Here is a 17,274-nt window from a genome sequence, read left to right as displayed (position 1 = left end):
GGACCCTCCCCATGCAAGCCTTGCTCGCCCTCGTCCGCGCAGAACTCAAGCTGCACTTCTCCAACCGTCGCGCCGTGCTGCTCAGCATCGTCGCGCCCATCCTCATCGCCGCCTTCTTCGGCAGCCTGTTCGGCCCCGACGCCAAGATGGCCGGCATCGCCGTCGGCGTGGTCGACCTGGACGGCAGCCCGCTGTCGCAGCGCGTGGTCGCCGCCCTGCAGTCCGACGCCGCGCTGAAGACCACGGTCACCGCCGAAGCGGATGCACTGGCCCAGGTCCGCGCTGGCAAGCTGCGCGCCGTGGCCGTGCTGCCCAAGGGGCTGGGCGAGCAGGCGGGCGGCGCGATGTTTGGCGGCGCCAGCAAGCCGGAGATCGTGCTGCACTACGACCCGTCGCAGGCCAGCGCACTGGCGGTGGTACGCGGCCTGCTGACGCAAACGCTGATGCAGGAAGTCAGCCGCACGACGCTGAGCCCCGAAGGCTTGGCCGGCATGCAGCGCCAGCTCACCGGCGCCCCGGCCATGCCGGAAGGCCAGCGTGCCGACCTGGCGCGGATGTTCCAGGCCATCGCCACCGTGCAGCGGCATGAGGACGCTGCGTCCTCCGCGGCGCAGCCGGGCGGTCTGTCCCTGCCCTACACGACCCGCGAGGTCGAGGCCGTGCAGTCCGCCGCCAATGCCGCGCCGGTGGCCTACAACAGCTATGCCCATTCGTTTGCCGGCATGGGCGTGCAGTTCATCCTGATGGCCGGCGTCGACATGGCCGTGGGCCTGCTGCTGATGCGCCGCCTCGGCCTGTGGAAGCGGCTGCGCGCCGCGCCGCTGTCGCGCGCCCAGCTGCTGGGCAGCCGCATCCTGGCCAGCACGCTGATCTCGCTGATCGTCTTCGCCGTCATCTACGCCGTCGCCATCGCCGCCTTCGGCGTGCGTGTGCTCGGCAGCGTGGCGGGCTTCTGCCTGGTGCTGGTCTGCTTCTCGGTGCTGACGGCCAGCTTCGGCCTGCTCGTGGCAGCCTTGGGCCGCACGCCGGAAGCCACCCGCGGCCTGGCCATCCTGGCTACGCTGTTGATGGTCATGTTGGGCGGCGCCTGGGTGCCGGCCTTCATCTTTCCGGAGTGGCTGCAGACGGTGTCGTTCGCAGTGCCGACGCGCTGGGCCATCGATGCGCTGGACGCCATGACCTGGCGCGGCCTGGGGTTTGGTGAGGCTCTGCTGCCAAGCGCGGTGATGCTGGGCTTCAGCGCGGTGTTTGCGCTGGTCGCGGTATGGCGGTTCAGGTGGGAGGAGTGAGGCGGCTCGCTACGCGTAGGTTCCGGCCTACGCGCGCATGCGGCGTTGGAGCGATGCGCGCTGGGGGCGCAATGAGTAAATTCAAACTGTAGCGAGCCACAACAGACACCTGAGAAGGACACTGAACCGGCAACCGACTGAAGGCCCGAAGCGAATGCGTCGGGCCTTCTCTATTGGGATGTCGCCGTCCCGCAGTTTCAGCGGATCGCCGATACCCAGCGCTCGAACCGCGGCGCCATGCGCCAGCCATCCTCGCCCAGCCAATCCGCTGCGATCAGCACGCGGTGGGCGCGGCCGATCAGCTTCTCTCGTGGCACCGGGCCGATGACCCGCGAGTCCTCGCTGTTGTCGCGGTTGTCTCCGAGCATGAAGTAGTGCCCGGGCGGCACGACGGTCTCGGCGATGTCGCGCCGCGTGCGCAGTGTTGGCAGGAATTGAACTGCGTGTGCGCGGCCGTCGAGGTGTTCGGTGGCGCGCACCGCGTCGACCACCCAACCCGGCGCGACGGCCTCACCGCGTGTCTGTATGCCACCGTAGCCGACCGGCCGGCCGTTCAACACCAGCACGTCGCCCTGCATCACGATGCGGTCGCCCGGGAGACCGACGATGCGCTTGATCAGCCGCGTGCCGCCGGCCGGCGAGCTGAAGGTGACGACGTCGCCGCGCTTCGGCTCTCCCAAGGGGAGCAGCACGACATCGGTCAGCGGCAGCTTGAGGTCATAGGCCAGGCGGTTGACGAGGACGACGTCGCCCTCCAGCAGCGTCGGCCGCATCGAGGCCGACGGGATGGGGTTCCAGTCGGCCACCGCCGTGCGGAACAGCGCGAAGCTGAGCAGGAAAAGGATGAAGCCGCGGTTGTCGCGCAGGGTGTGTCGGAGGTTCATGGCGCCCATGCTGGCGCCGACCCGTCGAGCGCGGCGCGGAAACCGGGCGAACTGCAGCTTGGGATTCGTGAATGGCGGCCACGCGCCTTGAATGGTGGCGCGATACAAAGCCGGCGTGTCCCGGCGCTCCGCCGCCGACCGCATGGCAGGACGAACCTGAGCGCGGCGGGTTCTAGCCCATGCTGCGGCCCATAAGCCGGCGTGCCGAGCGGCGCTGAGGGGTGCGGGCTGCGGCGGTGCGTCGCAAGACGCGCCAGCCGCCGTCAGGCGAGGCCAGCCCTGGCGCTCGCCCGGCTTTTCAGGCCGGTGGGTCCTTGGCCCGCGTGCGGGACACCGCCATCATGATGCCGATGCCGGCCACGATGAGGCAGGCGATGGCGACGTAGGTCACGGCCAGGCCGGCGGTGATCAGGGCCCAGGCGAGGCCGCCCAGCAGCACCGCCAGTCCGAGGATGTAGAGCGCGAATGACATGGCATCTCCAGCGTCGATGGAGCGCAGCGCCCCATCTCGTCGACGCACTCTAGGAGCGTGGCAGGTCGCGGCCGGTCGGACACCGTTCAGACCGGCAGTAGGCAGCCTCCTACCCGCCGGTCGGGCGTGCACCGGCTTGCCCACTGTGGCCGGCGGTCTATCGTTCAGGCGTCAAGATGTGATCCCGCTTGTCAGGAGTCTGTGCATGCAGCTGTCCCATCGCTCCACGCCCGCCCAGGCCGTCGGCCTGCTGGCCTGGCTGGCCATCGTGTTCGTCGCGGCCGGCCTGGGCGCCGCGGCCTCCAGCGATGCGCCGTCCTTCTATGCCCAGCTCGCCAAGCCGGACTGGGCGCCACCGGCCTCGGTCTTCGGCCCGGTCTGGTCCCTGCTGTACGGGTTGATGGCGGTCGCCGCGTGGCTGGTGTGGCGGGAGCAGGGCGCGGCGGGCCGGACCCGGGCGCTGGGCCTCTTCCTCGTGCAGCTGGTGGCGAATGCGCTCTGGTCCTGGCTGTTCTTCGGCTGGCGCCTGGGCGCCCTGGCCTTTGCCGACGTGCTGTTGCTGCTGGCCCTGGTCGTCGCGACCGCCGTCGCGTTCTGGCGCCTCCGCCGTCTGGCGGGCCTGTTGCTGCTGCCCTATGTCGCCTGGGTGGCGTTCGCGTCGGCACTGACCTGGGCCGTCTGGCAGGGCAACCCGACGCTGCTTTGACGGCGCAGGTACGTGGGGTGATCGACTCCCTATAGCGCTGGGCCGCCCAAGGCGACGCCGCGCCTCCCCTAAACTGCCCGGATGCCCTCTCTCCTGGCCCTTGACAGCTCCACCGACACGATGGCCCTGGCCCTCGTGACGCCTGGGCAGACCAGGGTCTTCGAGGCTGCCGGCGGCGCCCAGGCCTCGGCGCGCATGCTGCCGGAGATCAAGGCCCTGCTGGCCGGTGCCGGCCTGGCAATGGACGACCTGGACGCGATTGCCTTCGGCCAAGGCCCTGGCGCCTTCACCGGCCTGCGCACCGCCTGCGCGGTCGCACAAGGCCTGGCCTTCGGGCTGAGCAAGCCAGTGCTGGCCATCGACAGCCTGATGCTGGTCGCTGAGGACTCCCGTGCCCAGGGCGCCGGGGACGACGTCTGGGTGGCGATGGATGCGCGCATCGGCGAGATCTATGCGGCGCATTACCGCTGGGTGGACGGCGCCTGGGCCGTTGTCGAGGCGCCGGCGCTCTATCGCCCGGAGGTGCTGGCTGCGCACTGGGGCACACCCGCTGCCGCGGCCGGCACTGCGTTGACCGAATATGCCCAGGCGCTCGGTACGCTGGAGCACGCCTGGCCGCAAGCCCGCTCGCGCGCTGCCGCTTTGGGTGCGCTGGCCCTCGCCGCCTGGCAGCGCGGCGAGATGCTCGATGCCGCAGAAGCTGTACCCGTTTACGTGCGCGACAAGGTGGCGCTGACCACCGCCGAGCGCGAGAAGAAATGAAGCCCCTCGTCCAAAGCGTACTTTGGCCGGTCCCCCGCGGGGACGGCGACGCTTGCCGGCTCGACCGGCAAGCACGTCGCCATGGCGGGCCGGCTTGGGAGCGGCCCGGCGCTCGGCCCGCGTTGACGGAGCCACTGACATGAGCGCCTTGCTGGAACGCAACCTGCCGCCCTTCGAGGCCGCGGCGATGCGGGTGCCCGACCTGACCGAGATCATCGCGGTCGAGCGCCAGGCCTACCCGGTGCCGTGGACGCATGGCAATTTCGTCGACTCGCTGGCAGCCGGCTATCCGGCCGAGGTGCTGCGCGGGTCGCGTGCCGAGCTGCTGGGCTACTGGGTGGCGATGCCCGGGCTGGACGAGATGCACCTGCTCAACATCACCGTCGTGCCGGCCTGGCAGGGCCGCGGTCTGGCCGTCGCCATGCTGGACCGCCTGGTGGCCGATTGCCGCCGCCGCGGGCTGACCCAGCTGTGGCTGGAAGTGCGCGTCGGCAACGAGCGGGCGCGCGAGATCTACGGCCGCTATGGCTTTGTCGAGGTCGGCCGACGCCGGGCCTACTACCCCGTGCCACACGGCCCGCGCGAGGACGCCTTGTTGATGAGTCTGGTGGTGGCTTCATGAGCTGGGATGAGCGCCAACGGGCCATGCTGGCCGAGATGGGATTCCGCGTGCCGGCCGTGTCGTTGGCCGGCGCAGAGGCCGTCATTGAAGACGAGCCCGAGGCCATCAACATCGCCCCGCCTGCGCCGCCAAGCGTCATGCGGGTGGCCGTGTCCGCCGCGCAGCCCAGCGCGCCGTCGAGCTTCGGCGGCCTGGACCTGGCCGCCTTGCGTGATGCCGTGTCCGCCTGCCGGGCCTGCGGCCTGGGCGATCAACGGCGCCATGCCGTCTTCGGTGGCGGCGCCCTTCGCCAGGCGCAGTGGCTGGTGGTCACCGACCCCGCGGACGAGGCCGATGACATGGCCGGCGAGGCCTTCGTCGGCGATGCCGGCCGGCTGCTGGACCGCATGCTGCTTGCTGCCGGCCAACGCCGCACGGGCCGCACTGCCGATGAATTGGCCACCGCTTTCGTGACGCCCATCGTCAAGTGCCGCCCGCCGCGCGGCCGCCCGGCACAGCCGGCGGAGCTGGACGCCTGCGAGGCCGTACTGGCGCGCCAGGTCGAGCTGCTGCAGCCCCGCCTCGTGCTGGCCATGGGCCTGCAGGCCGCGCGCCGGCTGACCGGCCTGGCCGAGCCGCTGGGCCGGCTGCGCGGCCGCGTGCACAACTGGCGCGGGCTGCCGCTGGTGGTGACCTATGCGCCGGCCTATCTGCTGCGCTCGCCGGCCGACAAGGCCGGCGCCTGGGACGACCTCTGCCTGGCTCGCAAGGCCGCTACATGAACGCCGCCACCGACATCGCGGCGCGTGCCACCGAGGCGGCGCGCTTCAAGCTGCTGGCCGACTACCTGCCGGCCTGGATCGCGCTGTACGACGCCAAGACCCAGATCTGCCTGTTCGCCAACCGCGGCTATGCCGAGGCCTTCGGGCTGACCGAGGCAGACATCCTCGGCAAGACCTTCGCCGAGATCATCGGCCCCGAGGCTGCGGCGCTGATCCAGCCGTCGGTGGAGCGCGTGCTGTCCGAGCGCGTCGCCGTCAGCTACGAGCGCGAACTGCCCGCGGCCGACGGCACGCCGCGCTGGATCGAGGTCCACCTCATTCCGCAGCTTGGCGCGGACGGCGAGCCCGTCGCGAGCTGCGTGCTCATCAACGACATCACCAAGCACCGCTTGGCCGAGCGCCAGGTGCGCGAGTCCGAGGCGCGGCTCGACAAGTTCATGCTGGCCACCGTCGAGGGCATTCTCTTCCACCGGGAGGGCATCACGACCGACGTGAACCCACCCTGCTGCGAGCTGGTCGGCTACACGCTCAACGAGATGGTCGGCCGCCACGTGTTGTCCTTCATCGCACCCGACGAGCTGGCCAAGGTCAAGGAAGTGATGCGAGCCGGCCGCGAGCTGCGCTACGAGACCGCCGTCATGCACAAGGACGGCACGCGCATCCCGGTCGAGTTCATCGTGCGGACGCTGGAGCGCGACGGCGAGAAGCTGCGCATGACCATCGTGCGGGACATCCGCGACCGCCTGGCCAGCGAGGCGCGCATCCAGCACCTGGCCCACCATGACGGCCTGACCGGCCTGCTCAATCGCGCGGCCTTCATGGACCGCATGGCTGAGCTGATGCGGCGCGCCGAGCGCAAGGGCGAGATGCTGGCCCTGCTCTTCATCGACCTGGACAACTTCAAGCGCGTCAACGATTCGCTGGGTCATCTGGAAGGCGACCAGGTGCTGACGACGGTCTCCGAGCGGCTGCTGGGCGCGCTGCGCGGCAGCGACCTGGTCGGCCGCTTTGGTGGCGATGAATTCGTCGTGCTGCTGAGTGACCTGGAGAGCCGCGCCGACATCGTCGTCGTGCTGGAGGCGCTGCTGTCCGTCGTCGAGGTGCCCGTCAAGGCCGATGGCCGCGCGCTATCGGTCACGCCGTCCATCGGCGTGGCTGTCTATCCCGACGACGGCAAGCAGGCGGACGAGCTCATCCAGCATGCCGACACGGCCATGTACCGCGCCAAGGCGCGCGGCCGTGCGACCTACCAGTTCTTCGAGCCGGCGCTGGCCGAGACGGCGCTGCGCGACCTGGTGCTGGAGGCCGAACTGGCCCAGGCGCTGACACGCAACGAGTTCGAGCTTTTCTTCCAGCCTCAGGTGGAGGCGACGACCGGCCAGCTTTCCGGCGCCGAGGCACTGCTGCGCTGGCGCCACCCCGAGCGCGGGCTGCTGGCGCCCGACAGCTTCATCTTCGTGGCCGAGCGCCACCGCCTGATGCTGGCGTTAGGGGAGTGGGTCATGCGCGAGGCTGCCGCCACGGCGCGGCGCTGGCGCGAGCAGGGCATCACGCACAGCCATGGGCCGATGCGCATCGCCGTCAACCTGTCGCGCATGCAGTTCCACCTCGACGGTTTTGCCGAGACCGTCAAGCGCGTGCTCGTCGATACCGGCGCCAGCGGCCAGTGGCTGGAGCTGGAGCTGACCGAGCGCATGCTGATCGAAGACATCGCGCATGCGCCGGCCACGCTGGCCCAGCTGCGCGCGCAGGGGCTGACCGTCTCGGTCGACGACTTCGGCACCGGCTACACGTCGCTGGCCCACCTGACCGAGCTGCCGCTGGACAAGCTCAAGATCGACCAGAGCTTTGTCGCCCGCCTGCCCGACGACGTCGGCGCGCAGGCCATCACGCGGGCCATCGTGCAGATGGCCGTGGGCCTGGGTCTCACTGTCACTGCCGAAGGCGTGCGCACCGCAGCGCAATGGCAGCTGCTGGCCAGCTGGGGCTGCCAGCAGTTCCAGGGCGAGCTGGTCGGCGCGCCGATGCCGGCGAGCGAGTTCGAGGCCTGGGTGAAGGCACGATGAAGATCCAAAGGCAACCACAGAGGCACAGAGGCAGGGAGGAAAACCTGTTCATGGAGGTCTCTGTGTCTCTGTGCCTCTGTGGTTGCGTTTCTGTATTTCCCGATGCGCCTCGCTGAACGCATCCACGCCGAGATCGCCGCCGCCGGCGGCTGGCTGCCCTTCGACCGGTTCATGGCGATGGCGCTGTACGAGCCCGGCCTGGGGTACTACGCCGGCGGTCGTCGCAAGTTCGGCCGCATGCCCAGCGAAGGCTCCGACTTCGTCACGGCGCCCGAGATGTCGCCACTGTTCGGCCGCGCGCTGGCGCGCCAGTTGAAGCAGGCCATGGATGCCAGCGGCTGCCGCGACGTCATCGAGTTCGGCGCCGGCTCCGGTGCGCTCGCGGCCCAGCTGATCGCCGAGCTGGACGCGCTCGGCGCGGGCCTGGCGCGCTACGCCATCGTCGAGCTGTCGGCCGAACTGCGCGAACGCCAGCGCGAGCGGCTGGCCCATTGGGCTGACCGTGTCGAGTGGCTGGATGCGCTGCCCGACGACATCGAGGCGGTCGTCATCGGCAATGAGGTGTTGGACGCGATGCCGGTGCAGCTGGTCGCGTTCGATGGGCAGGTGTGGCGGGAACGCGGCGTCGTCTCTGCGGGCGACGGCTTTGCCTTCGAGGACCGCGACAGCCGCCTGCGGCCCCCGCTCGAGACCGGCTTCGTGCCCGGCACGGTCACAGAAATTCACCCGCAGGCCGAGGCCTTCGTCGCCACGCTTGCCCGCCGCCTCAAGCGCGGCGCCGCTTTTTTCATCGACTACGGTTTTCCCGAGGGCGAGTACTACCACCCGCAGCGCCATGGCGGCACGCTGATGTGCCACCAGGCCCACCTGGCGGATGCCGATCCGCTGGTCGCGGTGGGCGACAAGGACATCACCGCCCACGTCAACTTCACCGGCATCGCACTCGCGGGCCAGGACGCCGGCCTGGTCGTGCTGGGTTACACCAGCCAAGCCAATTTCCTGCTCAACTGCGGCATCGCCGATCTGTTGCACGGGGCTTCGCTGGGTGAGCGCGCGATGGCTCACCGCCTGCTGGCTGAGCATGAGATGGGCGAGCTGTTCAAAGTGATCGGCTTCGCGCCGCTGAATGCGCCTTTCGATGCGCTGGGGTTCGAGCGCGGGGACCGGTCACACAAACTCTGAACCACATCATGAATGCAACCACAGAGGCACGGAGACACAGAGGAACTTCTGTCTTTTCTCTGTGCCTCTGTGCCTCTGTGGTTGCATTTGGTTCTCCTGCCCTTGCGCAGGACATGACGAAGGCGCGCAGCCTGGCAGCCACCTGTGCGAACTGCCACGGCACCAACGGCCGGGCGCGCGGCGCCGTGATGGCGCCGCTGGCCGGCATGAAGGCCGAGGTCATGCTGGAAACGCTGGCCGACTACCGCAGCGGCAAACGGCCCGGCACCGTCATGCCGCAAATCGTCAAGGGCTACACGCCGGAGCAGCTGCGTCTGGTCGCTGCCTACTTCGCGGCACTGCCTGCAACCGAGGCCAGGCCATGATCGCGCGGCGCCCCTTGCTGGCCCTGGGTGGCCTGGCGCTCGCCGGCTGCGCCACGACCGCGGCACCGCTTGGACGGGTCGTTATCGTCGGCGGCGGTTTTGGGGGCGCGACGGCGGCGCGCTATCTCAAGCTCTGGGGTGGCGCGGCGGTCGATGTCACGCTGGTTGAGCGGCACGAGCGCTTCATCTCCTGCCCGATGTCCAACCTCGTCATCGCCGGCGAACGCGATCTGACCAGCATCAGCCATGGCTATGCCGGCCTGGAGGCTCAGGGCATCAAGCGCCTGCGCGGCGAGGTCGTCGGCGTCGACCCTGCCGGCAAGACCGTGCGCCTGGCCGATGGCCGCAGCCTGGGCTGGGACCGGCTGATCCTGTCGCCCGGCATCGGCTTCATGCTCGACGGCATTCCCGGTCTGGCTGCGGCGCTGGACAGCGGCCGCGCCGTGCATGCCTGGACGGCCGGTGCGCAGACGCTGGCGCTGCGCCGCCAGCTGGAGGCGCTGCCGGAAGGCGGCGTCGTGCTGATGAGCATTCCGAAGGCGCCCTACCGCTGCCCGCCCGGGCCGTATGAGCGCGCCTGCCTGATCGCGTCCTACCTGCGTCGCGCCAAGCCGCGCGCCAAGCTGCTGGTGCTGGACGCCAATCCGGAGGTGCAAAGCAAGAAGGCGCTGTTCGAGCGCGCCTTCGCACAGCATCACGCCGGCGTGCTGGAGTACCGGCCGAATGCCGAGCTGAAGGAAGTGACGGCCGACGGCACGGCGCGTTTCGAGTTCGAGGAAGTGAAGGCCGACGTGCTCAACCTGATCCCACCGCAGCGCGCCGGCGACCTGGCGCGCGACTTCGCCAACATCAACCGCCGCTGGGTCGGCGTCGACTGGCTCAGCATGCAGGCCCAGGCGGCCCCCGGCGTGCATGTCGTCGGTGACGCCATCTTTTCGGCGCCTGGCATGCCCAAGTCGGGCCATCTGGCCAACCAGCAGGGCAAGCTGGCCGCCGCGGCGGTGCTGCAGCTGCTCAAGGGCGAGGCGGTGAACGCGGCGCCCGTCGTCATGAACACCTGCTACAGCTTCGTCACGCCGGGCGAGGCCATGCACGTGGCCTCGGTGCACCAGTACGACGCGGCTGACAGGACCATGAAGGCCGTGCCGGGCTCGGGCGGCGTGTCGCCGGCGGCCACCAGCGCCGAGGGCGCCATTGCCAGCGCCTGGGCCGACAACATCTGGGCCGACAGCCTGGCCCTCTGACTACCAGGCGCCGGTGTTGGGCATCGATGCCCACGGCTCGGCCGGGGCCAGCGCCGCGCCGGCCTGCAGCAGCTCGATGGAGATGCCATCGGGCGAGCGGACGAAGGCCATGCGGCCGTCACGCGGCGGGCGGTTGATGGTCACGCCATGGTCCATCAGCCGCTGGCAGGCGGCATAGATGTCGTCCACCGCATAGGCCAGGTGGCCGAAGTTGCGGCCGCCGGTGTAGGTTTCCGCCTTGCCGTCGGCATCGGGCCAGTTGTAGGTCAGCTCGACCTGCGCGTCTTCATCGCCCGGCGCGGCCAGGTAGATCAGCGTGAAGCGGCCGGCGCTGCTTTCCATGCGCTTGACCTCTTGCAGGCCGAGGGCGTCCCGGTAGAACTTCATCGAGGCGTCGACGTTCTCGACGCGGACCATGGTGTGGAGGTATTTCATGGCCGCGGATTCTCGGCCTTCCAGCGGATCAGCGTGGCGGCCAGGGTTGTTCGCCGGCGCGGCCTGGCCAGCGCATCTTTCTTGAGCGCGCCTCCGGCACCCAGGCCGGGCAGCGCCCGTCACCAGCGCCGTGGATGCCGCCCGTCGGTGCGCAGATGAGGCGTCCCTCGGCGTCGTAGAGCGGGTTGAAGTGATCGCAGCAGGGCGCGGTGAAGAGATAGACCGGCCGGCCGTCGGGGCCATCGAATGACAGCAGGTCGGCGGGTCCGCCAGCGCCGGTTTCGAAGGCACGGATGCGTTCCCGGATCGCCGGGTCGGGCTTGGCGAACGACAGCGGGGTCAGTGCAACCGGCCCGTTGGCATGGATGACCATCGCACCCAGCGTCAGCACCACCAACAGTGCTGACGCGATGCCGGCGGACCACAGGACTGGCGCGCTGAGCTTGAGGCGGGGCATGGCGCTGCAGTATGGCGGCGGCTCAGTAATCCAGCCATTCCATGGGCGCGACGAGGGCACTTCCGCGGATGCGCTCCAAGGTGCCCGTGAGCACGTCGATGTTGTTGTCAAAGCTGCCGTGGCTGGCGTCGATCTGGTCGCCGGTCTTGGTGGTGCGAACCTTGGGCGTGGCGACGAGATTGAGCAGGTCGCCGGCGGGCCAGAGCTTGAGCCAGGCGGCGATGTCGGGGTTGGGTACGCCGGCCCATTGGTCGTCCATCCAGGCCGGGTCTTCGGCGCACAGTGCGCGCTCCATGCCCAGCAGCGGCTGCTTGCGCACGTCGTCAAGCGCGCGCGACACGAGGTAGAGCAGCGACTTGCCGTAGATGTCGCGTTCGGAATTCGGCAGCCCGTCGGCGCGCTCGTTGGCGTCGGTCAGCACATGCAGGCGCAGCCGGTCCAGCGACAGCACGCCGGCTTGGTGGGCTGCGCCGTAGTGCTGCACGGCAAAGCCGCTGGAGCAGGCGGCGGCATAGAGCTCGCAGCTGGCGGCCGGCACGACGCTGGCGCCGCCCGTGCCGTCAGTGGCACCCAGACGGCCGAGCAGGTGGCCCAGCAGGATGGAGCCGGCGGAGTGGCCGACGAGGTGGATCTCGAGCGTCTTGCCGCTCTTGGCCAGCGCATCGCGCAGTTCGTGCAGCATGCGGGCGGCCAGATCGAGCACATGGTCGGCCGTCGCGCCGCCGGCGGCGTTCTCGCGCATCTCGCTCCACACGCCGCGGGCGAACTGGCGGCCCACGGCCTCGATGGCGCGGTCCTTGGCTTCGGCAGCCACCGAGCGCAGGCGGTCCAGCCAGCCCTCGCTGCGGTCGGCCGAGTCGGTGATGCGGTGCTTCAGGTCCTCCAGCATGTACTTGATGGTCTCGCCCGGGCCGGTCTTCCAGGTGAAGAACAGCGGGTAGATGCCGTTGGCGAGGAAGTAGGGCGCCAGCACGCGGATGCGTTGCACGGCGCCGATCTCGGAGTTGAGTCCGCCGTGCGCATAGATGGCGAGCTTGACGGTCTTGCCCTTGCCCTCTTTGAACCAGGCCAGCGGTCGCTCGACGACCAGCTCGCGCGCCAGGCCTTCGCGGTCATGCCGTGCGCGCGTGAAGTCGGTCGACATCAGCTGACCATCGTTGCCGGAGACCAGGGTGTGGGTGTAGGCCTCGTCGGTGCGCAGCGGCTGGTAGGGCTTGTGGTCGAAGACATGGTTGAAGGGCCAGGGGTCGTCGCGCGGGTTGTCCAGCACCCGCAGCGTGCCGCCGACATCGCCCAGCCCGCGCCCGGCCATGACGCGAAAGCCGCCGGCGGCGCGCGCCGCCTTGGCGGCAGCCTTGCCGTTGCCGGCGGGGGGCCGCGCCTTCATGTCCGACAGGTCCTGCGGCACACCCAGCGCCACGGCCCAGACATCGGTGCCGTTGGTCACCCAGTCTTCATAGCTGAGGACGGCGAAGCCGCCGGCGCCCCAGCCGGTGCCCCAGCTGTTCTGCACGACGAAGCCGCGCTCGTTGTAGCCCACCAGCGCAAAGGCATGGCCGCCGATCTTGCGGTCCATGCGCTCGATGCGCGGCAATTGGTGATGGCCGGTCGGTGCGGCCGTGGCGCCCATCGTCCAGCCGTCGTGCACGTCGGCCGATACATAGATGGCGCCGATCTCGTGGATGGCGGCCTGCATGTCGACGACGCTCTTCTTGTCGACGCGGTAGTAGACGCCGACGGTGCGCGTCGTGGCGTCCTCGTCCCAGCCCGCTGCGGGTCGCTCGAAGACGCCGCGGCCGTGCCGGTCGAGCGGGTAGGGCCACAGCGTGGACGAGCACACGCCATGCTTGTGCCAGCCCTTGAGGGCGCCGCGGCAGGACGAGCCTTCGTAGTCCTGGCCCGGCCATTCGTCGTAGAGCCGGGCCAGTTCGTAGAGCATGCGCGGGCTGACCATCTCGGGCAAGGCGCGGGCGCGCGGCGTGTCGAGGTGGCGCAGCCAATAGAGGTAGTTGGTGACGCAGGCCAGGCCGAAGCCGGTGCAGGCGCCCTCGTTGCCCTGGTTGAGCACGCGGCCGGCCTTCACATAGGCGGGCAGCAGACGCTTGAGGTCGGCGTCCAGCGGCCAGCGGCCGGGCAGCGAGCGCAGCGGCGCGCGATAGACCAGGTCGCGCAAGTCCAGGCGGTCGGGTCGGGCGTCCAGCTTGGGGGCGGCCACCACCTTGGCGGCGGCGGGCTTCTTGGTCTTGGTGGCCATCGTGGTCTCCTCGTAGCGACGGCGGATGATGGCGGCCCACCCGGGTGCCGACAAGCGCGCATGCGAGACTGATCCCCATGTTTAAGGTCTGCATCGTCGGCCTCGGGGCCATCGGCGGCTGGATGGCCGCCAATCTGCAACGCGTCGAGGGCCTGAGCGTTTGTGCGCTGGCTCGTGGCGACACGCTCGCGGCCGTGCGCGAGAACGGTTTGCGGCTGGACAGCGGCGAGGACAGCTGGCGGGCGCCCCTGCGCGTGAGCGCCGATCCGGCCGAACTGGGTCAGCAGGACCTCGTCATCCTCGCCGTCAAGGGGCCGGCGATTGCCGGTGTTGCCGCGCAGGTCGCGCAGCTGTGCGGCCCCGACACACGCGTGCTGACGGCGCTGAACGGCCTGCCCTGGTGGTTCACCGCCGGCCTGGCCGTGCCAAGCCTCGCGCTGACCTGCGTGGACCCGGAGGGCCGCATCGCCGCGCTGATCCCGCCCGAGCGCGTCATCGGCTGCGTCGTCCACGCCAGCTGCGCGCTGCGCGGGCCGGGCTGGGTCAACCATGTGATGGGCAACGGCCTGCTGATCGGCGAGGCCAGGGGCGGCACCAGCCCCGCGGTCGATGCGCTGGCCACGCTGCTCGTCGGTGCGGGCTTCGAGGCCAAGGCCGTGGAGAGCATCCAGCGCGACGCCTGGTACAAGCTGTGGGGCAATATGACGACCAACCCGGTCTCGGCACTGACCGGCGCGACGACCGACCGCATCCTGGCCGACGACCTGGTGCGCGAGTTCACGACGGCCATCATGCTGGAGGCGGCCGAGGTCGGCGAGCGCATGGGCTGCCCGATCTCGCAGACGCCGCAGGACCGGCACGCGATCACGCGGACGCTGGGCGCATTCAAGACCTCGATGCTGCAGGACATCGAGGCGGGCCGGCCCATCGAGACCGACGCGCTGCTGAGCGCGCCGCGGGAGCTGGCGCAGCAGCTCGGTGTGAAGACGCCGATGCTGGATGCGCTGCTGGGGCTGACGCGGTTGATGGACAGCTGCCGCGGCGCTTGATCACCTGCCCAGCGGCGCAATGCCAAACCAGGCCGCATGCGCCCAGAAGGCGAAGAAGGCCCACAGCGCGATGCCGACGACGACAGTGGCCGCCGTGCCGCCCGCCGTGGGCGCCGCCAGCGCGGGGGCGGGCCGGCGGCGCGCCGCGCGGAAGACCAGGACGGACCAGACCAGGAAGCTGCCGAACAGCATCATGTCGGCCAGCGTGTTGTTGGCGAGCAGGTGGGCCAGCGCCCAGACCTTGACCGACAGCGTCATCGGGTGCTTCAGCCTGGCCTTGATGTGGTTGCGCGGCACATAGGCGGCGGCCATGAAGATCATGGCGATCAGGACCAGCAGCGCGGCGAGGTGGTTCATGCCGCGGATGGGCGCCCACAGCACGACGGGGTCGAGCCGCGCCTGCGAATAGCCCCAGACGATCAGCCCGAAGCCGGCCAGGGACAGCAGGGTGTGCAGGCCTTTCCAGCCTTTTTCGCCGAGGCGGGCGATCTGCGCATCCCGCCACCGCGGCGCGAGCGCCCGGGTCAGGTGGATGCCGAGGAAGAGGGCGAGGCCGAGGGCAAGCCAGATCATGGGGTCATCCTTGTTTTTGAGGCGGGGCGAATCATGCCTGTTGTGCGCCCACTGCCCAATGGGACACCCCCACGGCTACCTGCCCGGCACGGCGCAAGCGGTGGCGCCGCAACCGGCCGCCTCACCTACTTCGCCGGTCGGGGGCGGCCGGTCATCAACGGCAGCTGCCGAGGGTGGCTCGCCCAGCAGCCGCCCGATGAGCGCGCCCAGCGCCAGGTCGTCCGCCGCGCCAAAGTGATGCAGCCGCAGCCGCCCGGCACGGTCCAGCACGAGCAGGCTGGGCGTGCCGCGCAGGCCGAGGGCGCGCATCGTCTGTGGCAGCGGCCCTGGCTGGCCCGGCCGGTCGACAGCGATGGGGAAGCTCAGCCTGTATTCGTGCACAAAGGCCCGCAGCGCAGCGGATGTCATCGCGTCGTGGTGCTCGAAGACGCTGTGCAGGCCGATCAGCGCAACGTCCTCGGGCGAGAAGACCTGCTGCAGCCGCTGCATCTGCGGCAGCCCGTGCGACACGCAGGCCGGGCACAGCATCTGGAAAGCGTGGACGACGACGACGCGGCCGCGCAGGTCCGCCAGCCGCAGCGGCTCGCGCGTGTTGAGCCATTCGCTGGCCTGCAGCTCAGGCAGTGTCATGGCAGCGGTCCTTCGTCATCGGCCTTTCGGGCCGAGCGCCGGGCCGCCCCAAGCCGGCCCGATGGGCGATGTGCTTGCCGGTCGCGCCGGCAAGCATCGCCGTCCCTCCGGGGGACCGGCCAGAGGCGCCCGCGTTCAGCGGGGCGAGGCTGGGCGAGGGGCAGCATCGCTTCAGAACTGACCAGGGCGGACATAGGGCTCGCTCCACAGGATGGTTTGCAGCAGCACGGCCTTGACCCAGGCGGCGTGCATCTTCTCGACCTCGGCAGCCGGCGCGCCGGTCTTGGCGAGGAAGGGCTTGAGGGTCGTCGTGATGGGAATGGTCAGCGCCGACAGGTAGCGAAAGTTCACCTCGGGCACGCTGTCGGTGCCGTCGGTGCGGTTCTTCTTTGTGCGGTGGTGGCGCAGCGCGATCTCGTACTGCCAGGCCAGCCAGGCCTGGTCGAAGCGTGCGTCAGCGGTGTCCAGGATCCAGCGCTCGAAGCGCTGGCGCACGGCGGCGAGGTAGGCGGCGTCGGGCGCGCCGGTCTTGTTGTTCTTGAAGAAGTAGACAAGCTCGGGTGTGCTGGCGACGAAGCCGTACCAGACATCCAGGATGGCGCCGGTCTGGCCTGCCAGGATGGCGCGGCTCTGGCGCAGGGCGCGCTCGTCATCCTCGGTGAAGAGCAGCGTCTTCTTCAGGCCGGCGAGGTCGGCCAGCGTGTACGGTGCGCGCGCCAGGCTGGCCTGGCCGGCGGTGTAGCCGGGCGGCGTGGCTGCGGGCTGGGGCGCAGTCTGCGCTGGCGCCGGCGTGGCAGCGAGCAGGCCGATGGCCAGCGCTGCGGCCAGGCTGACGAGAGGGGAACGGATCATGGCGGGCTCCAACGGTGGATGAGCCGCCAGTGTGGGTGCCTTGCCAGGATGAAAGGTATCGAATGGTCCGGAACATGAACCCATTCGTCCCGGCCCGTGTGCGCGCTCAAGTCTGCCGGTCCACCCGCAGCGCCAGCACCACCGAGCTGTGGGTGCGCAGCACGCCGTCGATCTCGCCAATCTCGTCGAGCAGCGTGTCCAGGCGGGCCGTGGTGTCGGCGCGCAGCAGGGCCATGTAGTCGAACTCACCGCTGACGGACGCGAGCTGGCGCAGTTCCGGCAGTTCCGACAGGCGCTTGACGACCTCGCGGCCGGCCTTGGGGCTGACGGTGATGCCGACAAAGGCCTGCACGCTGCGGCCGGCCTCGTCACCGCCCAGGCGCGCCGTGTAGCCGACGATGCGGCCGCTGGTCTGCAGCCGCGCCAGCCGCGCGACGACGGTGGTGCGGGCCACGCCGAGCTTGCGCGCCAGGGTCGCCGTGCTCTCGCGTGCATTGGCCTGCAGCAGCAGGATCAGCCGGCGATCCAGGTCGTCGGATGGCTGGCTGGGGTTTACCCGTTTTTCATCCATAGCGGCGAATCATCGCGACGAATCGGCGAAACATCAATCGCTTTCGTCGGAGTAGCCCTTTCTTTCGTCACCGACCCTGCCTAGAGTGCGCCCCAGTTCA

19 protein-coding genes are annotated in these 17,274 nt (G+C 70.0%); 10 read left to right on the top strand and 9 right to left on the bottom strand.

All coding sequences use genetic code 11. The features are described from left to right. Window positions 1-11 precede the first annotated feature (11 nt). Window positions 12-1,289: an ABC transporter permease gene (locus ASC81_RS09840; RefSeq protein WP_056265930.1), complete on the top strand. Its 1,278-nt coding sequence runs from the start codon at window positions 12-14 to the stop codon at window positions 1,287-1,289. A 197-nt stretch (window positions 1,290-1,486) separates the two neighbouring features. Here ASC81_RS09840 and lepB read toward each other — a convergent pair whose 3' ends face one another. Both lepB and ASC81_RS27500 read right to left on the bottom strand, forming a co-directional pair. Then, entirely contained in the window at window positions 1,487-2,173 is a 687-nt protein-coding gene (gene lepB / locus ASC81_RS09835) for a signal peptidase I (protein ID WP_156391971.1), read from the bottom strand. A gap of 298 nt (window positions 2,174-2,471) precedes the next feature. Then, a complete protein-coding gene (locus tag ASC81_RS27500; RefSeq protein WP_056265927.1) occupies window positions 2,472-2,645 on the bottom strand; it encodes a hypothetical protein in 174 nt (57 codons plus the stop codon). Window positions 2,646-2,850: 205 nt separating this feature from the next. Between ASC81_RS27500 and ASC81_RS09825 the strand changes: the two genes are divergently transcribed. The 8 genes from ASC81_RS09825 (at window position 2,851) to ASC81_RS09790 (ending at window position 10,353) form a co-directional block, all read left to right on the top strand. Continuing rightward, window positions 2,851-3,351, top strand: a complete 501-nt coding sequence (locus ASC81_RS09825) for a TspO/MBR family protein (RefSeq protein WP_056265925.1) — start codon at window positions 2,851-2,853, stop codon at window positions 3,349-3,351. Window positions 3,352-3,432: 81 nt separating this feature from the next. Further along, on the top strand, window positions 3,433-4,113 hold the full coding sequence (gene tsaB, locus ASC81_RS09820; RefSeq protein ID WP_056265923.1) for a tRNA (adenosine(37)-N6)-threonylcarbamoyltransferase complex dimerization subunit type 1 TsaB: 681 nt from the start codon (window positions 3,433-3,435) through the stop codon (window positions 4,111-4,113). A gap of 139 nt (window positions 4,114-4,252) precedes the next feature. Then, the gene (rimI, locus tag ASC81_RS09815; RefSeq protein WP_056265921.1) at window positions 4,253-4,735 is read left to right on the top strand and encodes a ribosomal protein S18-alanine N-acetyltransferase; all 483 of its coding nucleotides are present in this window, start codon (window positions 4,253-4,255) and stop codon (window positions 4,733-4,735) included. Further along, window positions 4,732-5,496, top strand: coding sequence for a uracil-DNA glycosylase (locus ASC81_RS09810; protein WP_056265918.1), 765 nt, complete (start codon window positions 4,732-4,734; stop codon window positions 5,494-5,496). Before rimI ends, ASC81_RS09810 begins: the two co-directional genes overlap by 4 nt. Continuing rightward, window positions 5,493-7,562 (top strand): bifunctional diguanylate cyclase/phosphodiesterase, encoded by a 2,070-nt coding sequence (locus ASC81_RS09805; RefSeq protein ID WP_056265915.1) that lies wholly within the window; start codon window positions 5,493-5,495, stop codon window positions 7,560-7,562. Before ASC81_RS09810 ends, ASC81_RS09805 begins: the two co-directional genes overlap by 4 nt. A 102-nt stretch (window positions 7,563-7,664) precedes the next feature. Beyond that, entirely contained in the window at window positions 7,665-8,744 is a 1,080-nt protein-coding gene (locus ASC81_RS09800) for a class I SAM-dependent methyltransferase (RefSeq protein WP_056265914.1), read from the top strand. 113 nt (window positions 8,745-8,857) lie between these two features. Further along, window positions 8,858-9,109, top strand: a complete 252-nt coding sequence (locus tag ASC81_RS09795; protein WP_156391969.1) for a c-type cytochrome — start codon at window positions 8,858-8,860, stop codon at window positions 9,107-9,109. Continuing rightward, window positions 9,106-10,353, top strand: a complete 1,248-nt coding sequence (locus tag ASC81_RS09790) for an NAD(P)/FAD-dependent oxidoreductase (RefSeq protein ID WP_056265911.1) — start codon at window positions 9,106-9,108, stop codon at window positions 10,351-10,353. The genes ASC81_RS09795 and ASC81_RS09790 overlap by 4 nt, the downstream gene beginning before the upstream one ends. On the opposite strand, the gene ASC81_RS09785 is transcribed toward ASC81_RS09790, so the two are convergent. From ASC81_RS09785 to ASC81_RS09775, 3 genes are read right to left on the bottom strand one after another with little or no spacing between them, the layout of a single operon-like run. Continuing rightward, complete coding sequence (locus ASC81_RS09785) at window positions 10,354-10,788, bottom strand: VOC family protein (protein WP_056265909.1); 435 nt, start codon at window positions 10,786-10,788, stop codon at window positions 10,354-10,356. 28 nt (window positions 10,789-10,816) lie between these two features. Continuing rightward, window positions 10,817-11,245, bottom strand: coding sequence for a hypothetical protein (locus ASC81_RS09780; RefSeq protein ID WP_056265906.1), 429 nt, complete (start codon window positions 11,243-11,245; stop codon window positions 10,817-10,819). A 22-nt stretch (window positions 11,246-11,267) separates the two neighbouring features. Beyond that, window positions 11,268-13,499, bottom strand: coding sequence for a C1 family peptidase (locus ASC81_RS09775; RefSeq protein ID WP_156391967.1), 2,232 nt, complete (start codon window positions 13,497-13,499; stop codon window positions 11,268-11,270). A gap of 77 nt (window positions 13,500-13,576) precedes the next feature. Between ASC81_RS09775 and ASC81_RS09770 the strand changes: the two genes are divergently transcribed. Next, entirely contained in the window at window positions 13,577-14,548 is a 972-nt protein-coding gene (locus ASC81_RS09770; protein WP_056265900.1) for a 2-dehydropantoate 2-reductase, read from the top strand. Here the strand turns inward: ASC81_RS09770 and ASC81_RS09765 are convergent, their stop codons facing one another. The 4 genes from ASC81_RS09765 to ASC81_RS09750 form a co-directional block, all read right to left on the bottom strand. Continuing rightward, entirely contained in the window at window positions 14,549-15,121 is a 573-nt protein-coding gene (locus ASC81_RS09765; RefSeq protein ID WP_056265896.1) for an NnrU family protein, read from the bottom strand. A gap of 75 nt (window positions 15,122-15,196) precedes the next feature. After that, entirely contained in the window at window positions 15,197-15,751 is a 555-nt protein-coding gene (locus ASC81_RS09760) for a redoxin domain-containing protein (protein WP_082536417.1), read from the bottom strand. 171 nt (window positions 15,752-15,922) lie between these two features. After that, complete coding sequence (locus ASC81_RS09755; protein WP_082536416.1) at window positions 15,923-16,603, bottom strand: protoglobin domain-containing protein; 681 nt, start codon at window positions 16,601-16,603, stop codon at window positions 15,923-15,925. Between the two features lie 106 nt (window positions 16,604-16,709). Continuing rightward, window positions 16,710-17,174, bottom strand: coding sequence for an Lrp/AsnC family transcriptional regulator (locus ASC81_RS09750; RefSeq protein ID WP_056265894.1), 465 nt, complete (start codon window positions 17,172-17,174; stop codon window positions 16,710-16,712). Window positions 17,175-17,274 lie beyond the last annotated feature (100 nt).

The organism is Pelomonas sp. Root405 (assembly GCF_001425165.1).
Taxonomy (GTDB): Bacteria; Pseudomonadota; Gammaproteobacteria; order Burkholderiales; family Burkholderiaceae_C; genus Pelomonas.
This window is presented reverse-complemented; position numbering and strand designations above follow the sequence as displayed.

Excerpts from the sequence above, each read along its gene's own strand:
- ASC81_RS09760 (WP_082536417.1), bottom strand. The coding sequence starts at position 15,751 with ATGACACTGCCTGAGCTGCAGGCCAGCGAATGGCTCAACACGCGCGAG.
- ASC81_RS09795 (WP_156391969.1), top strand. The coding sequence starts at position 8,858 with ATGACGAAGGCGCGCAGCCTGGCAGCCACCTGTGCGAACTGCCACGGC.
- ASC81_RS09805 (WP_056265915.1), top strand. The coding sequence starts at position 5,493 with ATGAACGCCGCCACCGACATCGCGGCGCGTGCCACCGAGGCGGCGCGC.
- ASC81_RS09825 (WP_056265925.1), top strand. The coding sequence starts at position 2,851 with ATGCAGCTGTCCCATCGCTCCACGCCCGCCCAGGCCGTCGGCCTGCTG.
- ASC81_RS09775 (WP_156391967.1), bottom strand. The coding sequence starts at position 13,499 with ATGGCCACCAAGACCAAGAAGCCCGCCGCCGCCAAGGTGGTGGCCGCC.
- rimI (WP_056265921.1), top strand. The coding sequence starts at position 4,253 with ATGAGCGCCTTGCTGGAACGCAACCTGCCGCCCTTCGAGGCCGCGGCG.
- lepB (WP_156391971.1), bottom strand. The coding sequence starts at position 2,173 with ATGAACCTCCGACACACCCTGCGCGACAACCGCGGCTTCATCCTTTTC.
- ASC81_RS09770 (WP_056265900.1), top strand. The coding sequence starts at position 13,577 with ATGTTTAAGGTCTGCATCGTCGGCCTCGGGGCCATCGGCGGCTGGATG.
- ASC81_RS09840 (WP_056265930.1), top strand. The coding sequence starts at position 12 with ATGCAAGCCTTGCTCGCCCTCGTCCGCGCAGAACTCAAGCTGCACTTC.
- ASC81_RS09780 (WP_056265906.1), bottom strand. The coding sequence starts at position 11,245 with ATGCCCCGCCTCAAGCTCAGCGCGCCAGTCCTGTGGTCCGCCGGCATC.
- ASC81_RS09790 (WP_056265911.1), top strand. The coding sequence starts at position 9,106 with ATGATCGCGCGGCGCCCCTTGCTGGCCCTGGGTGGCCTGGCGCTCGCC.
- tsaB (WP_056265923.1), top strand. The coding sequence starts at position 3,433 with ATGCCCTCTCTCCTGGCCCTTGACAGCTCCACCGACACGATGGCCCTG.
- ASC81_RS09810 (WP_056265918.1), top strand. The coding sequence starts at position 4,732 with ATGAGCTGGGATGAGCGCCAACGGGCCATGCTGGCCGAGATGGGATTC.
- ASC81_RS27500 (WP_056265927.1), bottom strand. The coding sequence starts at position 2,645 with ATGTCATTCGCGCTCTACATCCTCGGACTGGCGGTGCTGCTGGGCGGC.
- ASC81_RS09750 (WP_056265894.1), bottom strand. The coding sequence starts at position 17,174 with ATGGATGAAAAACGGGTAAACCCCAGCCAGCCATCCGACGACCTGGAT.
- ASC81_RS09765 (WP_056265896.1), bottom strand. The coding sequence starts at position 15,121 with ATGATCTGGCTTGCCCTCGGCCTCGCCCTCTTCCTCGGCATCCACCTG.
- ASC81_RS09785 (WP_056265909.1), bottom strand. The coding sequence starts at position 10,788 with ATGAAATACCTCCACACCATGGTCCGCGTCGAGAACGTCGACGCCTCG.
- ASC81_RS09800 (WP_056265914.1), top strand. The coding sequence starts at position 7,665 with ATGCGCCTCGCTGAACGCATCCACGCCGAGATCGCCGCCGCCGGCGGC.
- ASC81_RS09755 (WP_082536416.1), bottom strand. The coding sequence starts at position 16,603 with ATGATCCGTTCCCCTCTCGTCAGCCTGGCCGCAGCGCTGGCCATCGGC.